Below are 16004 nucleotides of genomic sequence, written 5' to 3' on the forward strand. Positions count from 1 at the left end.
ACATCTGCGGCATGAAAGGCCTCATCATTGACCTCCCCACCCTTCCCGAAGAGGGAAAGGAATTTGTCGGAGAGATTCCGGACGCCGTTTTCGACCTGCCGCCGAAGGACGCCAAGCCCGTCGGCCCTCTGAACTACGACCTTTGGGTTCAACGCTTCGAATCCGAGCTCCTGCTCACCGGCTCGCTCTCCGCGTCCTTCGAATTCACCTGCGTCCGAACGCTGCACCCCTTCACCCAGACGATTTTTGTCGAGCACGCGGCGATCTCCCTCGAAATCGGGAATTCCAGCCAGATCGATGCCACCGAAGCCTTGCGGGAAGAGGTTTTGATCCACTTTCCGACCGACCCCCGCTGCGACGATGCGGACGAACCCCAGAAATGCGAAATCGATCCTAAGTATTTGGCAGTAGACAAACCCTCCGAGGATGACGTAAAGACCCGGCCCCGCGACGAAGGCGACGACCGATGGTCTGCCCTCGATGCGCTCAAGAAGTCCGATTCAGAACCTTAAGCACTTTACGTCATGGCTGTACCAAAACGTCGTCAATCCAAGAGCCGCCAAAAAATGCGCCGTGGTGCAAACCGCTGGCGTGCCCCGATCTTCAAGAGTTGTCCCGAGTGTGAGAGCCGCGTGCCCTCCCACATCGCCTGCCCTTCCTGCGGTTACTACCGCTCGCGCAAGGTGCTGGAAGTGGATGCTTTCTGAGGCTCTCCTCCCCGCCTTTCCCAAATCGCCGTGTCGGACTTCTGACTCGGTGATTTCTTGTATCCACATCTCGCAAAAAACCTACGCATGATTGTCGCACTCGATGCCATGGGCGGCGATAAGGCCCCCGCCGTCAACCTCGCCGGAGCCCGGGATGCTCTTGCCCACTACCCCACGATCAAGAAGCTCATCCTCGTCGGAGAGCAATCCGTCATCGAGTCCGCGGCTCCCGCTCACGATCTGAACCTTTCCGATCCACGGATCGAAATCGTCCATGCGTCCGAGGTCATCGGCATGTGCGAGCCGGGTGCCAAAACCATTCGACGCAAGAAGCAGTCGTCGATCTCCATCGCCCTCGATCTCGTCAAATCGGGCGACGCCGATGCCTTCGTTTCTGCCGGCAACACCGGTGCCTGCGTCGCGGGGGCCCAGATCAAGCTGCGCCTCATCCCGGGCATCGAGCGCCCCGGCATCGCCTCGGCCCTGCCCAACGAATTCGGCGCCTGCCACCTCCTGGACGCCGGTGCCAACCCGGAAGCGAAACCCTCCCACCTCCTCGGCTATGCCATCATGGGCAGTGCCTTCGCGACGGGCGTGATGGGTGTCAAACGCCCCAAGGTCGGCATCATGTCGAATGGCGAAGAAGATGAAAAGGGCACGGCGTTCACCAAGGAAACCTTCGCTCTCATCAAGCAGTTCGTCGAAACCGGACGCGCGCCCTTCGAATTCCTCGGCAACGTCGAAGGCCACGACCTTTTCGAAACCGAACTCGACGTCTGCCTTTGCGACGGCTTCACCGGCAACGTCGTGCTCAAGAGTTGCGAGGCGACCGCCAAGGCGATGTCCAAGTGGCTCAAAGCCTCACTCACCGCCTCTCCCATTCGCAAGATGGGGGCACTGATCGCCAAAGGAGCCTTCGTTGAACTGAAACACCGCTCAAGCGCCGAATCCTACGGCGGCAGCCCTCTTTTGGGCATCAACGGTGTGGTGATCATCGCCCACGGCGGATCCAGCGCCCTGGCCATCCAGAATGCCGTTCGCGTCGCCGTCGAAAGTGTCGACCACAAGGTCAACAAGCACATCTCCGAAACGCTTGAGGCACTGAAGGACTGACGAGCCCTACGCCCGACGCTTCCGGTTCACCAATCGTTGCACATCATCGAGCATCAGATAGATGCTGGGCACGAGGAAGAGCGTAATCACCGTCGCAAAGAGAATTCCGAAGCCCAGCGAAACCGCCATCGGAATCAGGAAGCGCGCTTGAAGATCGGTTTCCAGCAGCATCGGCATCAGGCCGGCAAAGGTGGTGAGCGAGGTCAGCATGATCGCGCGGAAGCGCTTTCCTCCCGCTTCAACCGCCGCCTGACGGATCGGATGTTCGCCCCGGTGACGGTTGACGTAGTCCACCAGCACGAGGGAGTCATTCACCACCACCCCGGCCAGTGCCACCAAGCCGCACATCGACATGATCGAAAGATTCAGGCCGAGCAGGATGTGACCACCGATCGCCCCGATGATCCCGAAGGGAATCACCGACATGATGATCAAAGGCTGCCAGTAGGACCTGAGCGGAATGGCGATCAGCACGTACATGATCACCAAGGCACCGAGGAAGCCGATTCCGATTTCCCGGACACTGTCCGCCTGATCCTTCTGCTCTCCTTCAAAGGCGTAGCGCACACCGGGAAACTTCGACGGAATCTTTGAAAGGACCTCTTCCGTCAGAGTCTGAGCGATCTCGGTCCCGTTGGCGTCCCCGATCGTATCGGCCGTGATCTTGATCGAGCGCTGACGGTCCGTGCGATTGATGACCGAAGCCCCCCGCCCGAAGCCATACTCGACGACCTGCCTGAACGGGACTTCTTCCCCGCTCATGGTCCTGATCTTCATTTCCTCGAGCGACTCAAGCGTTCGCCGGTCATCCTGCGGAAAACGGATCATCACCTTCACTTCATCCCGCCCGCGCTGCAGCCTCTGAGCTTCGTCCCCATAGAAGGCATTGCGAACCTGGCGGGCGATGTCCTCGAGCCGCAAGCCGAGCGATCGGCCGGCGGGCGTCAGTCGAATCAAACGAAGCTCATCCTTTCCTTCCCGGTCGGAGTCTGAGATTTCGACCACTCCCTCGTACTCACCGAGGGCCGCCTTCACCCATTCCGTCGCCTCACGCAGTCGCGAGAGATCCTGCCCGGCAAGATTCAAGTCGATCGCGTTTCCACCTCCTGCAGCTTCCGATGACATGGTCAATTCAACAAGTCCCGGAATCTCACCAAGCTCCTTGCGCCACTCATCGATGAACTGACTGGCTCTCACCGTCCGTCCCACCGCCGGAGTCAGCTCAACCGTCACCTCTCCAAGATGCGTCGCCTTCGGCGGCCCCGCCGGTGCCATGCTTGTAATGAAAGGCTGGATGCCTGCGCTGGTGAGAAAATGCTTCAGCACCGGCTCACCCGCATCGTTCTTCAAACGCTGGCCCACCGCCACCGCTGCCGCTTCGAGTCGCTGCGAAACCTCAACCGATGCCTCGAATGGCACTCCTTGCGACAATTGGAACTTCGCCGAAATGATATCGCCTTCAACTTCCGGGAAGAACTTGAACTTCACGTGACCACCGGCGACGTAGCCAAGGGTAATCAACAGCAAGGCGACAAACCCGGCAGCCGTGACATAGCGCCAGCGCAAACAAAGCTCCAGCGTCGGCTTGTAAACCTTTGCAACAAAAGTCTCCAAACCATCGGCAATTTTTCTTTGCAGACGGAAAATCGGATTCTTCGGCTTCTCCTTGCGATGGGGTGCCAGCAACGACAGATGGGCAGGAAGTACGAACTTCGACTGAATCAATGAGAAGGCCAGTGTCGGAATCACCACCAAAGGAATGTTCGGCCAGATTTTTCCACTCACGCCGCTCAGCCCGAGCATCGGCGTGAAGGCGACCATCGTGGTCAGCACCCCGAACACCACCACCGTGCCAACTTCGTGAGTCCCCTTCCATGAAGCGATCCTCGGATGCTCGCCCGCCTGAATACGCGAGTACACATTTTCCCCGGTGACAATCGCATCATCGACCACGATCCCGAGCACCAGGATGAACGAGAACAGCGAGATCATGTTGATCGATATGCCGAGGTACGGCATCAACCATAGACCACCGGCAAACGAAACCGGAATCCCCAGTGCCACGAGGAACGCGAGCGAAGGACGCAGGAACAAAGCCAGCACCAACAGCACCAACAGCAGACCCCACATCGCGTTGCGCATCAGCAAATCAAGACGCCCTTGGAGGTAACTGCTTTGATCATTCCAAATCGCCAGATTGACTCCGCGCGGCAAGCGTGTTTCGGCGACATCCAAGTAGGCATTCACCACCCGAACCAGGCGCAGCGTGTCCTCCTCTCCGACCCGGTAAACATTCACCAACACACCCGACTTGCCGTCGAAGCGGGTCGAAATATCCACATCCTCGAAACCGTCAATAACCGTCGCCACATCCTCCAACAGAATCTCAGACCCGTCGGCACGGCTCGCCACCGGCACGGAGCGAAACTCATCCGCAGTGAAGCGTTTGCCCAAAGCCCGCAAGATCAGCTCCCCACCGTCGGCCCGGATCGATCCGCCGGGAAGATCCACCGAGGTTTGCCGCACGGCACTTGCCACCTGCGCGTGCGTCAGACCCAGTTCGCGCAGCCGGTCCTCGGAAACCTCGATCGAAAGCTCATACTCCCGCGTCCCCGCGACATCCACCTGAGAGATGTCCGCCGTTCCACCCAAGGCCTTTGCCAGGAAATCAAAGATCCCATCCGCAGGAGGCTCCTCAAAGGTCAGCAAGTCATCACGGATCTGCTCGGCGATCCGATTGAGCGTCGTCTCATCAACCTCCTGATCGGTCGTCACCGCAATGCTGAGCACCGGTGCCTTGACCACGATTTCCTCAAGCAATGGCTTCTCGGCTTCCTCGGGAAAATTATCAATGGAGTCGACCCGGCTTTTGACATCATCAAGCAATTCACGGACGTCATAACCGGTCTCCACTTCAACCGTCACGGATCCCATGTTCTGGGCAGCCGTCGACCGGATCTTCTTGATGCCTGTTAGATCCGAGATCGCCTCCTCGACCGGCACGTTCACTCCACGTTCGACCTCTTCAGGCGTCGCATTCGGATACGGCACGTTCACCAGCACGGCATCGATCGCCAGTTCGGGGAAAATTTCCTTTCTCAAGGTGAACCAGCTCGAAAAGCCGGCCATGAGCACTGCGAGCATCAGGAAGTTCCCCGCCACGTGGTTCTTGCTGAACCATTTAATCACCGCTTCCATGATCCTATTCGCTTGGTCCCTCGTCGACGACTACCTTCATTCCGCTGATCGGCGCGTCGAGACGGGTCAGCACCAGCCGGTCCTCCGCTTCGAATTCTCCTCGGGTGATCAGCACATCCCGCATCGATCTCAAGACCTCGACCGTGCGCTTCTGCAGCTCTCCATCGTGCTCCACCCAGACCTCGTTCTCACCACGAACCGCTGACCGCGGAATCTCAAGCACCCCATCGATCTCGCTACCGGGAACGATCGCTTCGACAAATAACCCGACCGGCGGATAAGGAAGGCCACTTGAGGATGGCAATACCTTCGCGATGCCATAGCCCGAAAGGGTGGCTCGCTCGACTTCCCCTTCGATCCGATCAAGAAGTGCTGGCCAGGTTTGCTGCTCACCGCCGATCATCGCTTTCAAGACGAACTCTGCTGTATCCACTCCATTGAGATAACCAAAGTCTCTCAGCGAAAACGGCAATCGCACTTCGAGATCACTGTCGGAATAGATCTCGGCAAGACGAGTGCCCGGCATCACCACCGCACCCTCTTCCACATCATCCGATCGCACTCGACCGGAGAACGGCGCCACCACCTTGGTGCGCTCCAAATCCCGCTCGGCCCGCTCGACTTCCGCAGCCGCCGACTCAATCCGCGCCTCGGCACTTTCAATCTGCGGCTTGCGCAGCACCAATGGCGAAGCTTCTCCCCGTCCGAGCTTCTGCCAATCCCGGTCAGCCTGAACGGCTTTCGCCTTCTCCACCTCCAGCGCCAATCGCGCGTCCGCCAAGGCGGCTTTCGCCATCGCCACATTCGCCCGGTAGTCCGCAGGATCAATCTCGAGCAGCACGTCTCCCTTATTCACCCGCCCGCCCTCGACGAGCTGTGGTGAAACCGAGATCACCCGCCCCCCAACCTCCGATGCCAGCATGACTTCGCGACGGCTTTCAACCACCCCCTGAGTCGTGATGGTCACGCTGTGTTGGTGGGGATCCAGCGTCATCACCTGCACCGTCGGGATGATCGCTTTGGGTTCCTCCTGTTTCGCCTTCACCCTGTTCACGACGAACAGGATCATCACGCTGGCTCCGCCTATCAGAATTACCAGCACCAACACAAAGGACAATACTGCGCTGATCGCACCCTTCCGCGCGACTTCTTCGTTTTCCATTTCTTCAGCTAACATGTTCGGAGTGAGTTAAAGTTTGTAGTCACCACCCAGGGCGAGGTGCAGGTTGACCCGATTATCCAGACGCAGACGCCTCAGGATCAGTTGCTGGGTCGCCAGCTCGATCCGACGGCTTTCGGAAACAAGAAGCGTCAGCACATCACCCGTTCCCAAGGCAAAATCCCGGGTCGCTGACTCGGCTCCATCAGTCGCGATTTCCAGTGCCTGACTCGTCGACTGCTCGCGCTCTGCCAGAAAGCGATCGGAGGCCAGCGCCAGTTCCACTTCGCCGAAGCCATCGAGAACCGTCTGCTGCAGATTCGCCAAGGCCTCCTTTTCCTCCGCACTACGCGCGTCCAATTGGGATCGAAGCGCACCACCTCTCAGAATCGGCTGCACGGCCTGCCCAGCGATCGACCAAACACCGAATCCACTATCGAAAATATTTCCCAGCTCGCTGGTGCTCTGACCCGAGCTCCCCGTCAGTGAAAAGCTCGGGTAAAACGCCTTGCTGGCCTCAGCCTCACGTCGACCGGCCGCCGCCAGCTGCCGTTCGGCAGAAAGGATGTCCGGGCGACGCAATAACAACTCCGACGGAAGACCCGCCGGCGGGAACTTGGGAACCTTCGGCAACTTCGCGGAACCCACAATTTCCGCCGATGGATAGCGCCCCAGCAATATCTCCAACTGACGCTTCGCCTGATCGTTCTCCCCCTCCTGCTGAGCCAAATTCGCCTGCGCCGTTGCGACATCGGTCTCGGCCAGGCGTAGCTGGGAAGCATTCGCACCTGCTTCGTCGGAAGCCAGTTCGAAGCGTCCGCGAATCAACTCAGCGGTATCCTTGCGGACGCGTAGCGAATCCTTCGCCAAGGCAACCTGCTCGTTGGTCTCAGCCAAGAGCAACCAGGCGCGCACCACCTGCGCCGCCAGCGAGGCACGAGCGCCAAGGTAAGTGTATCCCTGCGCCTGAAGGTCCGCCAGAGAAGCCTCCTCACCCGCCCGAATCCTCCCCCACAAGTCGATCTCCCACTGGAGGTTCAAGCTCGCCCCATAAGTGTTCGCAATCGAAGAACCCGCCGCCCCCGGGAAACCAATGAAGTTCCGCTTGTCCCGAGATCCATTCAGCGCTGCGTTCAATTGGGGACGTGCCGCAGCACCCGCACCCCGCGCCGTCGCCGAAGCCCGTTCGACGCGTGCCGCTGCCGCCTGCAGATTCCTGTTAGACTCATAAGCCTCGCCGACCAGGGAGCTGAGATCCCGACTTTCAAAGCGATCAACCCAGTGGTCGTCGATGCCTGCCTTGGCCTCGCGTGTCGCACTCCAGCTTCCCGGCGCGCTCCCCGCTTCGTCCATCCGACTCTCTGGAGGCAGCACCGTGCATGCGACAAGGATCAAGGGCAGCAACCCACCCACACATGTGTTAGAAGGCAATCTCACAATACTCAGAATCGAAACTCCTCTTGAGGCCCCTTCGCACGGGACTCCCCGCGCGGCAACTCCTGTCTCAATCCAGCCGCGCTGAACTGAATGAATCGGGAGAGCGTCTTTTCCATCGGTGGCGAGCCCGACTCACCCTGGGTAAACCGATTCAAGGTTTCACCATGCGCCATGGTGTGAATCATGGCACCGACGGTGAAATGAATGCGCCATAGCAACTCCTCGTCATCCAGTGTGGGAAGCGCTTTCGCAAAGGCCTTTTTGAAGCGGATCAACATCAACTGAAAGCCTTGCTCTACCGACTTCGGCAGCTGCCCGCCGCGATCACCCAGACAGCGCCCCATCAGTTTATAAAACATCTTCTCCGAGAGCTCGCTCTTCCTCACCTGAGTGGCAAAGGGCCGAATAAAGGCATCGAGAAGTTCTTCGAGCGGAATCGCCTTGCTCCCCGATTTCTTCTCCAGAGCGTCAAGCCTCGCCAGTCGCTCGTCATTGACCGGATTGATGTAGCGCTCAATCACCATTTCGACCAGATGCTCGCGACTGTTGAAGTGGTAATTCACCGCCGCCACGTTCGCCCCGGCACGCTCGGTGATGTCCCGCACGGAAACCGAGTCAAAACCCTCCTCGGAGAACAATTGCTCGGCGGCCTCCAACAAGCGCTGGCGAGTTGCTGCTCCACTCTCGGCTTTTGACTTCGTCGTGCTCATCGGCCACGACTCTGACCCACGACCAATTATTGTCAAACGACTGATTGAATATTTTGTTGGAAAAATTTTACCGCCAATTCATTCCCAATGATTTACGAGCTTGTGAAAATTTTCACAAGCTCGATCTTGCTGTTTAGGAATGCCGTGGCAGTGTCGCGGTGTGAGTAACAAGCGCGAATCGAAAGTCCGTCGGGTTCTAATCATTGGTGGAGGCTTCGCCGGCCTCGAAACCGCCCGCAAGCTTTCCGGAGACTCCCGCTTTTCGGTAACTTTGGTCGATCGCACCAATCACCACCTTTTCCAGCCCCTGCTCTATCAGGTCGCCACGGCTTCCTTGGCCGCTCCTGACATCGCCCGCTCGATCCGCCAGATTTTGGCCAAGGCGGAAAACGTGACGGTGCTGATGGACGATATCGAGACCATCGACCCGGACGGCAAAGTCGCGACGGGAGCATCCGGCACCCGCTATGAATGGGACTACCTCTTGCTCGCCGCGGGAGCGCGGACGTCCTTTTTCGGCAATCCGCAGTGGGAGCAGCACACCCTCGGACTCAAATCGCTTGCCGACGCCCAATCGGTCCGGCGCACCATCCTCACCAATCTCGAGCGTGCCGAGCGCACCACCGATCTGGAGGAAAGAAAGAAGCTCATGACCGTCGCCATCGTCGGTGGTGGCCCGACCGGGGTGGAATTGGCAGGGGCCCTCGCGGCGCTCGTTCGCCATTCGATGAAAGACGAGTTTCGCCATCTTGAAACCTCCGACTTGAGGGTGATCCTCATTGAAGATGCCAAGTTCGTCCTCTCGACATTCGACAATGATCAGAGCGAATACGCACGCCAACGGCTGGAATCCTTGGGTGCCGAGGTCCGCACGGGCCATCGGGTCAGCGATGTTTCCGAACAGCGATTGGAGTTTACCGACGGGACTTCGCTTGAAGCCGCAGCCATCATCTGGGCCGCCGGGGTCGAAGCCCATCCCCTCACCCGCCAACTCGGAGTTCCCTTGGCAGATGCGGCGGGTCGCATCACTCCTGAGCTCGATCTGTCGCTTCCCGGCAAGCCGGATATCTTCGTCGCCGGTGATCTTGTTCGAATGACCGACCGCGAAGGCGTCGCCGTTCCGGGAGTTGCCCCCGCCGCCGTTCAGATGGGAGACCACGTCGCTGATGTGTTGAAGGAGGAAGCAAGGCTCGAAGGGACCCGCTTTGCAGACACGAAAGTGTCGCTGAGACCCAAGTTCCGATACTTTGACAAAGGCATGATGGCCATCATCGGAAAGAACGTGGCGGTCGTGAAAGCCGGCAGAATGAAACTTCGCGGCTTCCCCGCCTGGGTCGCCTGGCTGCTGGTCCACATCCTCTTCCTCATCGGTTTCCGCAACAAGCTCGCCGTCCTGCTCGGCTGGGCCTTCTCTTACATCAAGAACGAACCGGAAGCGCGAATCATCGTCCATCCACCGGCTGACCGCGCAGCCGGATAGCACAGCAGGTGGGACTCTCTTCCCTGGTACTACCCTGCAAACCCGCTTCCCAAGCTTGAAGATGGATCAATAGGTGCCAATCTTCCTTGAACAAAGTCCCTCCTCAGTAACGATTTCCCATCGGACCCATGAAACTCGGAATTCCACTTGCCGCCGGCGCCGTCCTGATTGCCTCCGTTGGCTCCTTCATCGCCGGCCGTGCCAGCTCGCCCAATCCCGCCAGCTCCGCAGAAAAGTCGGCAGTCGCGGTGCCGGAAAGAACTCCGAAAATTGAGCGCTCAACAGGATCGGCGAGCACAAGCTTGTCGCAGGCCATGCGCGCCAACGAAGGTCCTTCTGCGAGCGGCGCCTCTGCCGCCGCCGAGGAAATGAAGCGGATCATCAGCACGATCGATCCTTTGGACCGCGCCCAGGCGTGGCTGGATTTCATCAACACACTGGAACCCGACGAGTTCGAGAACGTCGTCGCCGAATTCCGTGACTCGGGATTCGCCCAGGAAAACATGGGCGAGTATGCCATGCTGCTAACCGCCTGGGCAAAGATCGATCCACTCGAAGCGCTCGACTACGCCAAGGAAAACACCGGCAGCCCCTTTGCCCGGAACACCATCCTAGCGTCATGGGTCACCACCGATCCCGAGGCCGCAATTGCCTGGGCTCAGGACAATCATGAGGGCGACGATGCCAATCCTTGGATGGTTGGCGTGATCCGCGGCCTGGCGCAATACGACCCCGCCCGCGCAAGCGAGTTGATGACCTCGATGCCCTACTCCGAGGAACGCGGCGACGCCCTCAGGTCCATCATTCCCCACCTCATTTCTCAAGGTGGCGATGCCGCCAAAAACTGGGCGACTTCCATCGAAGACGACCGTCTCCGCGATGGAGCCATTCGTCGCGTTGCAGAACAACTCGCCAAGGACGACCCGCGCGGCACCGCCGAATGGCTCACCACCAGCGGCGGCGATGCCGCCAACGGAGCCATCGACAACGTGATGGGCGTCTGGGCTCGCGAAGATTCAGCGGCTGCCATCGCTCATTTCGATAGCATGCCGTCCGGTGAACTTCGCACCAACGCCCTCCGGGGACTCTCGAACCAGATGGCCATGGAGAACCCAAGCCAGGCCGCCGACTTTCTCGATTCGCACGCCGGCGACGCCGACGACAACACGTACCGCCAGTTCGTCTGGCATTCAATGAGGGACGACCCGGCGCTTGCCGCGAACTACATCGCCCGGATCGGCGACGACGGTGATCGCGATCGCATGTATCGCCGGATGCTGGAAGGTTGGATGTGGCGCGACCTCGACGGTGCCTCACAATGGATCGGCTCCGCCCAACTCCCCGAGGGCGTCGCCAAACACCTGGAAAGCCGGATGCAGGACGTTCGCGAAAGGCAACGCTGAATCACCATTTCCCCCCGATCTCAAACTGGCCCCTCTTTCCGGGGTCGACCTCCGCCCATTCATCATCAAAGCTCCCTTCAGCATGCGTCTAATCCTTCTTTTCCTCCTCGCCATCCTTCCCTCTCTCGCCGCCGATCCCAAGGCCGGCTCTGATGACAAGCCTGATAAGAAGCCGCCTGCGGAGACCAAACCGAAGGACCCCGTCACACGCGAGGGCTCCGTCACCATCGAGGGCAAGAAGATCGACTACACGGTGACGACTTCCAAACTCCAGCTCAAGAAGGACGATGGAACACCACGCGCTTCGATCTTCAACGTCAGCTACCTGCGCAAGGACGTCGAAGACGCTTCAAAACGCCCGGTGATGTTCGCCTTCAACGGCGGCCCTGGCTCATCAGCCGTGTGGCTCCACTTGGGAATTCTTGGGCCCTACCGCGTCGACATCCCCGGCGACGGCACCGAAGCACCGGCACCACCGGCAAAATTCATTCCAAACGAATTCTCCATCCTCGACTACACGGACCTGGTTTTCGTCGATCCGGTCTCCACCGGCTACAGCCGGGCGGAAAAGGATGCCAAGCCCTCCGATTTCCATGGTGTCAACGAGGACATCAACTCCATCGGTGACTTCGTCCGTCGCTGGATTACCGAAAACGACCGCTGGTCTTCGCCCAAGTATCTACTAGGAGAATCGTACGGAGGGGTTCGCGTCGCCGGCCTCTCCGAACACCTCCAGTCACGCTACGGCATGTCACTCAACGGGGTCATCCTGCTCTCGTCACTGCTCGACTTCCGCACCCTGCGCGGCGGTGAAGGTGACGATCTGGTGTATTCGGTCTTCCTTCCCACCTACACCTCGGTCGCTCACTTCCATGGAAAGATCAAAGGCGAGCGGGACGCCCTCGTCGAAGAGGCCCGCCAGTTCGCGAACGGCGACTACGCCCTCGCCTTGATGCAGGGCAACGCCCTAGCTCCTGAGAAAAAGAAGGAAATCGCTGCTACACTTTCCCGGCTGACTTCACTCGATGCCGACTTGATCGAAAAACTCGATCTTGAAATTGATCCCAGCCTTTTCCGTGCCGAACTGCTGCGCTCCGAAGGCAAGGTCGTCGGACGCTTCGATGCCCGCGTCGCCTGGCCAGCCGGCAATGAAGCCAGCCAGTGGCCCGAATACGACCCATCCTTCTCGCTCGCCCTCGGCGCCTACTCCACCGCCATGCTCAGCTATCTCAACGAGAAGCTCGGCTGGGACGAAGACGCTCCTTATGAGATTCTGACGGGCAAAGTCCAGCCATGGAAATGGGATGCCGACAATCGCTACGTCAATCTCACCAACCGACTCGCCACTGCGATGCGCGACAACCCCCATCTGCGCGTGCTTGTCATGGAAGGTGGCTGTGATCTGGCCACCCCTCCAGACGGAATCCGCTACTCCCTCAACCAGATGACCGATTCTCCGGAGTCGGTGCAGAACAGGATTACCCACACCGAGTATGAGGCAGGTCACATGTTCTATCTCAATCCTCCGGATCTCGAGAAATCGCGCAAGGACCTTGTCAAGTTCCTCTCGGGGGAATGACTTAAGGCCTTCGTGAACACCTGTTAGGCATCATCGCCAACCATCACGCCAAGCGCCTCCTCGCCCCAATCCGCTCCCCGGCTTGAAGTCGGTAGGGAATTCGAGGTGCTTGGACCCTTCTGATTCTGGAGTTTGATTTCGGTCATTCCTACAAGTTCATTTCACGGCCTACGCCTATCTCATGGATTTCGACAAGACCGCTCCCGTGACCCCGGGATCTGGTCGAAACCATATCAGTAACCAGCTTCTAACAGCCAGCCAGGCCACGAAACACGAAGGCGTCGAATTCTGAAACGGGATTCGGCGTTTTACGTTCGGAGAAGCCTCCTTCAGAAGCGACTCAATCGGGACAGCTCACTTCCCACCATTCCCGAAATTCCCGCAAAGGTCTCCTCGATCAGGCTGAGCGGGCGGTCGGCATTCCAGAATATCGACCACTGCCGGACAATAAGCTTACCTCCCGTCGGGATGGCGACGAGTGTCCCCTCATCCAGCTCCCGCTTGGCGACCCATGGCGCGATGATTCCGACTCCGATGCCGATTTTCGACATCTCCTTGATCGCCTCCATGTCTCCCAGCACGAGCGGTGCCCGCAAGCGAATGCCCATCTCTTCAAAGTGCTTCTCCAGCAGACGATGGGTCTCACTCGACCGCGCGTAGATGATGAACTGAATCTTTTCAAGATCCTCCCGATCAGGGACACCACTCTCGGCCCAGGGATGAATGGGAGGAACGACAAGGGCCATCTTGTCTTCGAACAGCAGCCGGGATTTCGAAGTTTGCGCGCCTTGCGTTTTCAATCCCAGGACGAGATCCAATTCATGTTCGGCAAGCCGCTCCAGCAAGCTCACCGTATCACCGGCCTCAATCGCGGGTTCACAGCGGGGAAAGCAATCGCGAAACTCCCTCAGCACCGTCGGCAAAAGGAATTGGCAAAGCGAATGCGGTGCTCCGATGCGGATCCGACTCTGTCCCCAGCGCTTCAAGCCATCCAACTCACGACCGGCCATCTCGAGCTCTCCAAGGACTCGCCGACAACGCCTGAGAAAGACATGCCCTTCCTCAGTCAGGACCGTCTTCTTTCCAAGACGCTCAAGCAGCCGACAATCAAGGCTGTCTTCCAAAGCACGCATCGAATGGCTGATCGCCGACTGCGTCAGATAGAGCTTCTTCGCCGCCAGCGTGAAACTTCCCTCATCTGCAACCGCCACAAAGGCCCTGAGCTGTCGGAGGTCGGGTAGCAGCTCATTCATGAGGTAAATTCATTCCGGATTCCGCGAGAAATCAGCACGGTGCATGCCAAGCCCCCATGATTGGCACCCTTTGCGCTTGTGAGCGCTCATGCCCATGAACTCCGCCACAAGCCCCATTCGATTGGGATTTGTCCCGCTCAACGACTGCGCTCCCGTGGCGGTGGCACACGAACTTGGAATCTTCAAGAAATACGGTCTGAACGTGCAGATCTCCCGACAGCCGGGATGGGCCACCGTTCGCGACATGCTGTTTTATGGCGAACTCGATGCCGCTCAGTCCATTGCCGGACTCGCCTTCTACTTCGCCTTGGGACTTAGCAATTTGCGAAGGGACATGGCCGTCCCCTTGATTCTCAGCGCCCACGGGAACGCCATCACCCTCTCCAACGAACTTCCTGCCGAATCCATCCGCCATGGCGAGGGCCTTGCCGCCTTCATCACCCATCGTTGGAAAAACCGCCGACCACCAACTTTTGCCGCCGCCCATCGCTTCTCCTCCCATCACATCCTGCTCCATGCCTGGCTGAAACGCCACGGACTGGAACCCGGCCGCGATGTCGAGATCGTCTTTCTTCCACCACCGCTCATGCCCGGCCACCTCGCGTCCGATCACATCGACGGCTACTGCGTCGGCGAGCCGTGGAATTCAGAAGCCATTCTCTCGGGAAACGGCTGGTGTCCCGCCACCTCGGCCGAATTGGCTACCGGACACCCGGAAAAAGTCCTTCTGGTCGAAGGATCCTTCATCGGCGAGCGGCGTGAAGAAACCATCGCGCTTGGTGCCGCCCTCCTCCACGCCTGCCGGATCTGCCACGACCAGGAATTCCGCCCGGAGCTGATCGATATCCTTTCAAAACCTGACTACACCGGCTGCTCGAAAGCCACCCTTCAGAACAGCCTCGGCCGGGTCTTCCTCAGTGGCAGGGGCAATATCGACGCTTCGGACTTCCACCTCTTCTATGGCAACGACCTGAACTGCCCCACCGCAGACAAGGCCTCATGGTTCCTTTCCGGCATGCGCAGCACCGGACTCCTTCCGGACAACACCACCGCCGCCCCCCTCACCCGACTCTACCGTCAGGACCTCTTCCGTGCTTCGGAAAAAATCCTCCTGCCGGCATGACCGAAACTCATCCCATCGATGAGAATGCAGCTCATGCAATCCTCCTTGAGTGAGCTTTCGTGGCACACCCACCGCTGCATGACGTGGTGACTACCAACACCAACGTCTCATGCATATTCGTCACGCCATTTTCATCATATCGCTCGGACTCGGATCACTCCACGCCGATCAACTCGACGTCGAAAAAAACGAACTGAAATTCAGCTTCATCAAGCTGACCGACGGCCCCCCATTGTCATCGCCAAGGAAAAAGGCTTCTTCGAAGACGAAGGCCTCCAGGTCGAAGTGATCGCCCAACCAAACTGGAAGACCCTGCTCGACAATGTCATTTCGGGTGGACTCGACGGTGCCCACATGCTCTCCGGCCAGCCGATTGCCGCGACCATCGGCTTCGGCACCAAGGCCCACGTGATCACCTCCTTCACCATGGATCTCAATGGCAAAGGCATTACCGTTTCCAATGATATCTGGAGCCAGATGCAGGAAAACGATCCCAGCCTCGACTCCCCCACTCCCCCACTGCCACGCACCCCATCACCGCTGACTCACTGAAGCCCATCATCGATGAGAAACTCGAAGACGGCGAGAAGCTCCAGATGGGCATGGTTTTCCCAACTTCGACCCATAACTACGAAATCCGCTACTGGCTCGCTGCCGCAGGGATCCATCCCGGCATGCATACCGCGACCGACATCGGCGGCCGCACCGATGCCGAAGTGGAACTCTCCGTCACCCCACCACCGATGATGAGTTGGCACTACATCGCGGAATGCGAACTGAGCGCGTTCTCACGGCAGTGCCTCCAGTGCCGCATTGCAGGCATGGGTGAACTCCGAACTGAA

At 58.9% G+C, this 16004-nt stretch carries 13 protein-coding genes and 1 pseudogene; 8 read left to right on the forward strand and 6 right to left on the reverse strand.

Annotation, left to right across the window (positions count from 1 at the left end; translation table 11 throughout):
* Positions 1–11 precede the first annotated feature (11 nt).
* From WBG04_RS12335 to plsX, 3 genes are all read left to right on the forward strand, one after another.
* Positions 12–512, forward strand: coding sequence for a YceD family protein (locus WBG04_RS12335; protein WP_424314736.1), 501 nt, complete (start codon positions 12–14; stop codon positions 510–512).
* Between the two features lie 12 nt (positions 513–524).
* Positions 525–707 (forward strand): 50S ribosomal protein L32, encoded by a 183-nt coding sequence (rpmF, locus tag WBG04_RS12340; RefSeq protein WP_424314737.1) that lies wholly within the window; start codon positions 525–527, stop codon positions 705–707.
* A gap of 87 nt (positions 708–794) precedes the next feature.
* On the forward strand, positions 795–1820 hold the full coding sequence (gene plsX, locus WBG04_RS12345) for a phosphate acyltransferase PlsX (RefSeq protein WP_424314738.1): 1026 nt from the start codon (positions 795–797) through the stop codon (positions 1818–1820).
* Between the two features lie 6 nt (positions 1821–1826).
* On the opposite strand, the gene WBG04_RS12350 is transcribed toward plsX, so the two are convergent.
* The 4 genes from WBG04_RS12350 to WBG04_RS12365 are packed head-to-tail and all read right to left on the reverse strand — an operon-like array spanning position 1827 to position 8324.
* A complete protein-coding gene (locus WBG04_RS12350) occupies positions 1827–5018 on the reverse strand; it encodes an efflux RND transporter permease subunit (RefSeq protein ID WP_424314739.1) in 3192 nt (1063 codons plus the stop codon).
* Positions 5019–5022: 4 nt separating this feature from the next.
* Positions 5023–6195, reverse strand: coding sequence for an efflux RND transporter periplasmic adaptor subunit (locus WBG04_RS12355; RefSeq protein ID WP_424314740.1), 1173 nt, complete (start codon positions 6193–6195; stop codon positions 5023–5025).
* Between the two features lie 12 nt (positions 6196–6207).
* Positions 6208–7614, reverse strand: coding sequence for an efflux transporter outer membrane subunit (locus WBG04_RS12360; RefSeq protein WP_424314741.1), 1407 nt, complete (start codon positions 7612–7614; stop codon positions 6208–6210).
* Positions 7615–7619: 5 nt separating this feature from the next.
* Positions 7620–8324, reverse strand: a complete 705-nt coding sequence (locus WBG04_RS12365) for a TetR/AcrR family transcriptional regulator (RefSeq protein ID WP_424314742.1) — start codon at positions 8322–8324, stop codon at positions 7620–7622.
* A 160-nt stretch (positions 8325–8484) separates the two neighbouring features.
* Here WBG04_RS12365 and WBG04_RS12370 point away from each other — a divergent pair, with 160 nt between their 5' ends.
* The 3 genes from WBG04_RS12370 (at position 8485) to WBG04_RS12380 (ending at position 12786) form a co-directional block, all read left to right on the forward strand.
* On the forward strand, positions 8485–9804 hold the full coding sequence (locus WBG04_RS12370) for an NAD(P)/FAD-dependent oxidoreductase (protein WP_424314743.1): 1320 nt from the start codon (positions 8485–8487) through the stop codon (positions 9802–9804).
* Positions 9805–9932: 128 nt separating this feature from the next.
* Complete coding sequence (locus tag WBG04_RS12375; RefSeq protein WP_424314744.1) at positions 9933–11207, forward strand: hypothetical protein; 1275 nt, start codon at positions 9933–9935, stop codon at positions 11205–11207.
* An 82-nt stretch (positions 11208–11289) separates the two neighbouring features.
* Positions 11290–12786, forward strand: a complete 1497-nt coding sequence (locus tag WBG04_RS12380) for a S10 family peptidase (protein WP_424314745.1) — start codon at positions 11290–11292, stop codon at positions 12784–12786.
* Positions 12787–12809: 23 nt separating this feature from the next.
* Here WBG04_RS12380 and WBG04_RS12385 read toward each other — a convergent pair whose 3' ends face one another.
* Both WBG04_RS12385 and WBG04_RS12390 read right to left on the reverse strand, forming a co-directional pair.
* Complete coding sequence (locus WBG04_RS12385; RefSeq protein ID WP_424314746.1) at positions 12810–12932, reverse strand: hypothetical protein; 123 nt, start codon at positions 12930–12932, stop codon at positions 12810–12812.
* 183 nt (positions 12933–13115) lie between these two features.
* Entirely contained in the window at positions 13116–14039 is a 924-nt protein-coding gene (locus tag WBG04_RS12390; RefSeq protein WP_424314747.1) for a LysR family transcriptional regulator, read from the reverse strand.
* A 94-nt stretch (positions 14040–14133) separates the two neighbouring features.
* Between WBG04_RS12390 and WBG04_RS12395 the strand changes: the two genes are divergently transcribed.
* A complete protein-coding gene (locus WBG04_RS12395) occupies positions 14134–15162 on the forward strand; it encodes a CmpA/NrtA family ABC transporter substrate-binding protein (protein ID WP_424314748.1) in 1029 nt (342 codons plus the stop codon).
* Between the two features lie 109 nt (positions 15163–15271).
* Positions 15272–15911 (forward strand): annotated as a pseudogene (locus WBG04_RS12400) (CmpA/NrtA family ABC transporter substrate-binding protein); the annotation flags it as partial.
* Positions 15912–16004 lie beyond the last annotated feature (93 nt).

The sequence above is a fragment of the Haloferula sp. genome (assembly GCF_049672945.1).
GTDB lineage: Bacteria > Verrucomicrobiota > Verrucomicrobiia > Verrucomicrobiales > Akkermansiaceae > Haloferula.

What these genes read in the sequence shown, in the direction of transcription:
- WBG04_RS12335 (WP_424314736.1), top strand. Translation starts at nt 12, where the DNA reads ATGAAAGGCCTCATCATTGACCTCCCCACCCTTCCCGAAGAGGGAAAG.
- rpmF (WP_424314737.1), top strand. Translation starts at nt 525, where the DNA reads ATGGCTGTACCAAAACGTCGTCAATCCAAGAGCCGCCAAAAAATGCGC.
- plsX (WP_424314738.1), top strand. Translation starts at nt 795, where the DNA reads ATGATTGTCGCACTCGATGCCATGGGCGGCGATAAGGCCCCCGCCGTC.
- WBG04_RS12350 (WP_424314739.1), bottom strand. Translation starts at nt 5,018, where the DNA reads ATGGAAGCGGTGATTAAATGGTTCAGCAAGAACCACGTGGCGGGGAAC.
- WBG04_RS12355 (WP_424314740.1), bottom strand. Translation starts at nt 6,195, where the DNA reads ATGTTAGCTGAAGAAATGGAAAACGAAGAAGTCGCGCGGAAGGGTGCG.
- WBG04_RS12365 (WP_424314742.1), bottom strand. Translation starts at nt 8,324, where the DNA reads ATGAGCACGACGAAGTCAAAAGCCGAGAGTGGAGCAGCAACTCGCCAG.
- WBG04_RS12375 (WP_424314744.1), top strand. Translation starts at nt 9,933, where the DNA reads ATGAAACTCGGAATTCCACTTGCCGCCGGCGCCGTCCTGATTGCCTCC.
- WBG04_RS12380 (WP_424314745.1), top strand. Translation starts at nt 11,290, where the DNA reads ATGCGTCTAATCCTTCTTTTCCTCCTCGCCATCCTTCCCTCTCTCGCC.
- WBG04_RS12385 (WP_424314746.1), bottom strand. Translation starts at nt 12,932, where the DNA reads ATGACCGAAATCAAACTCCAGAATCAGAAGGGTCCAAGCACCTCGAAT.
- WBG04_RS12390 (WP_424314747.1), bottom strand. Translation starts at nt 14,039, where the DNA reads ATGAATGAGCTGCTACCCGACCTCCGACAGCTCAGGGCCTTTGTGGCG.
- WBG04_RS12395 (WP_424314748.1), top strand. Translation starts at nt 14,134, where the DNA reads ATGAACTCCGCCACAAGCCCCATTCGATTGGGATTTGTCCCGCTCAAC.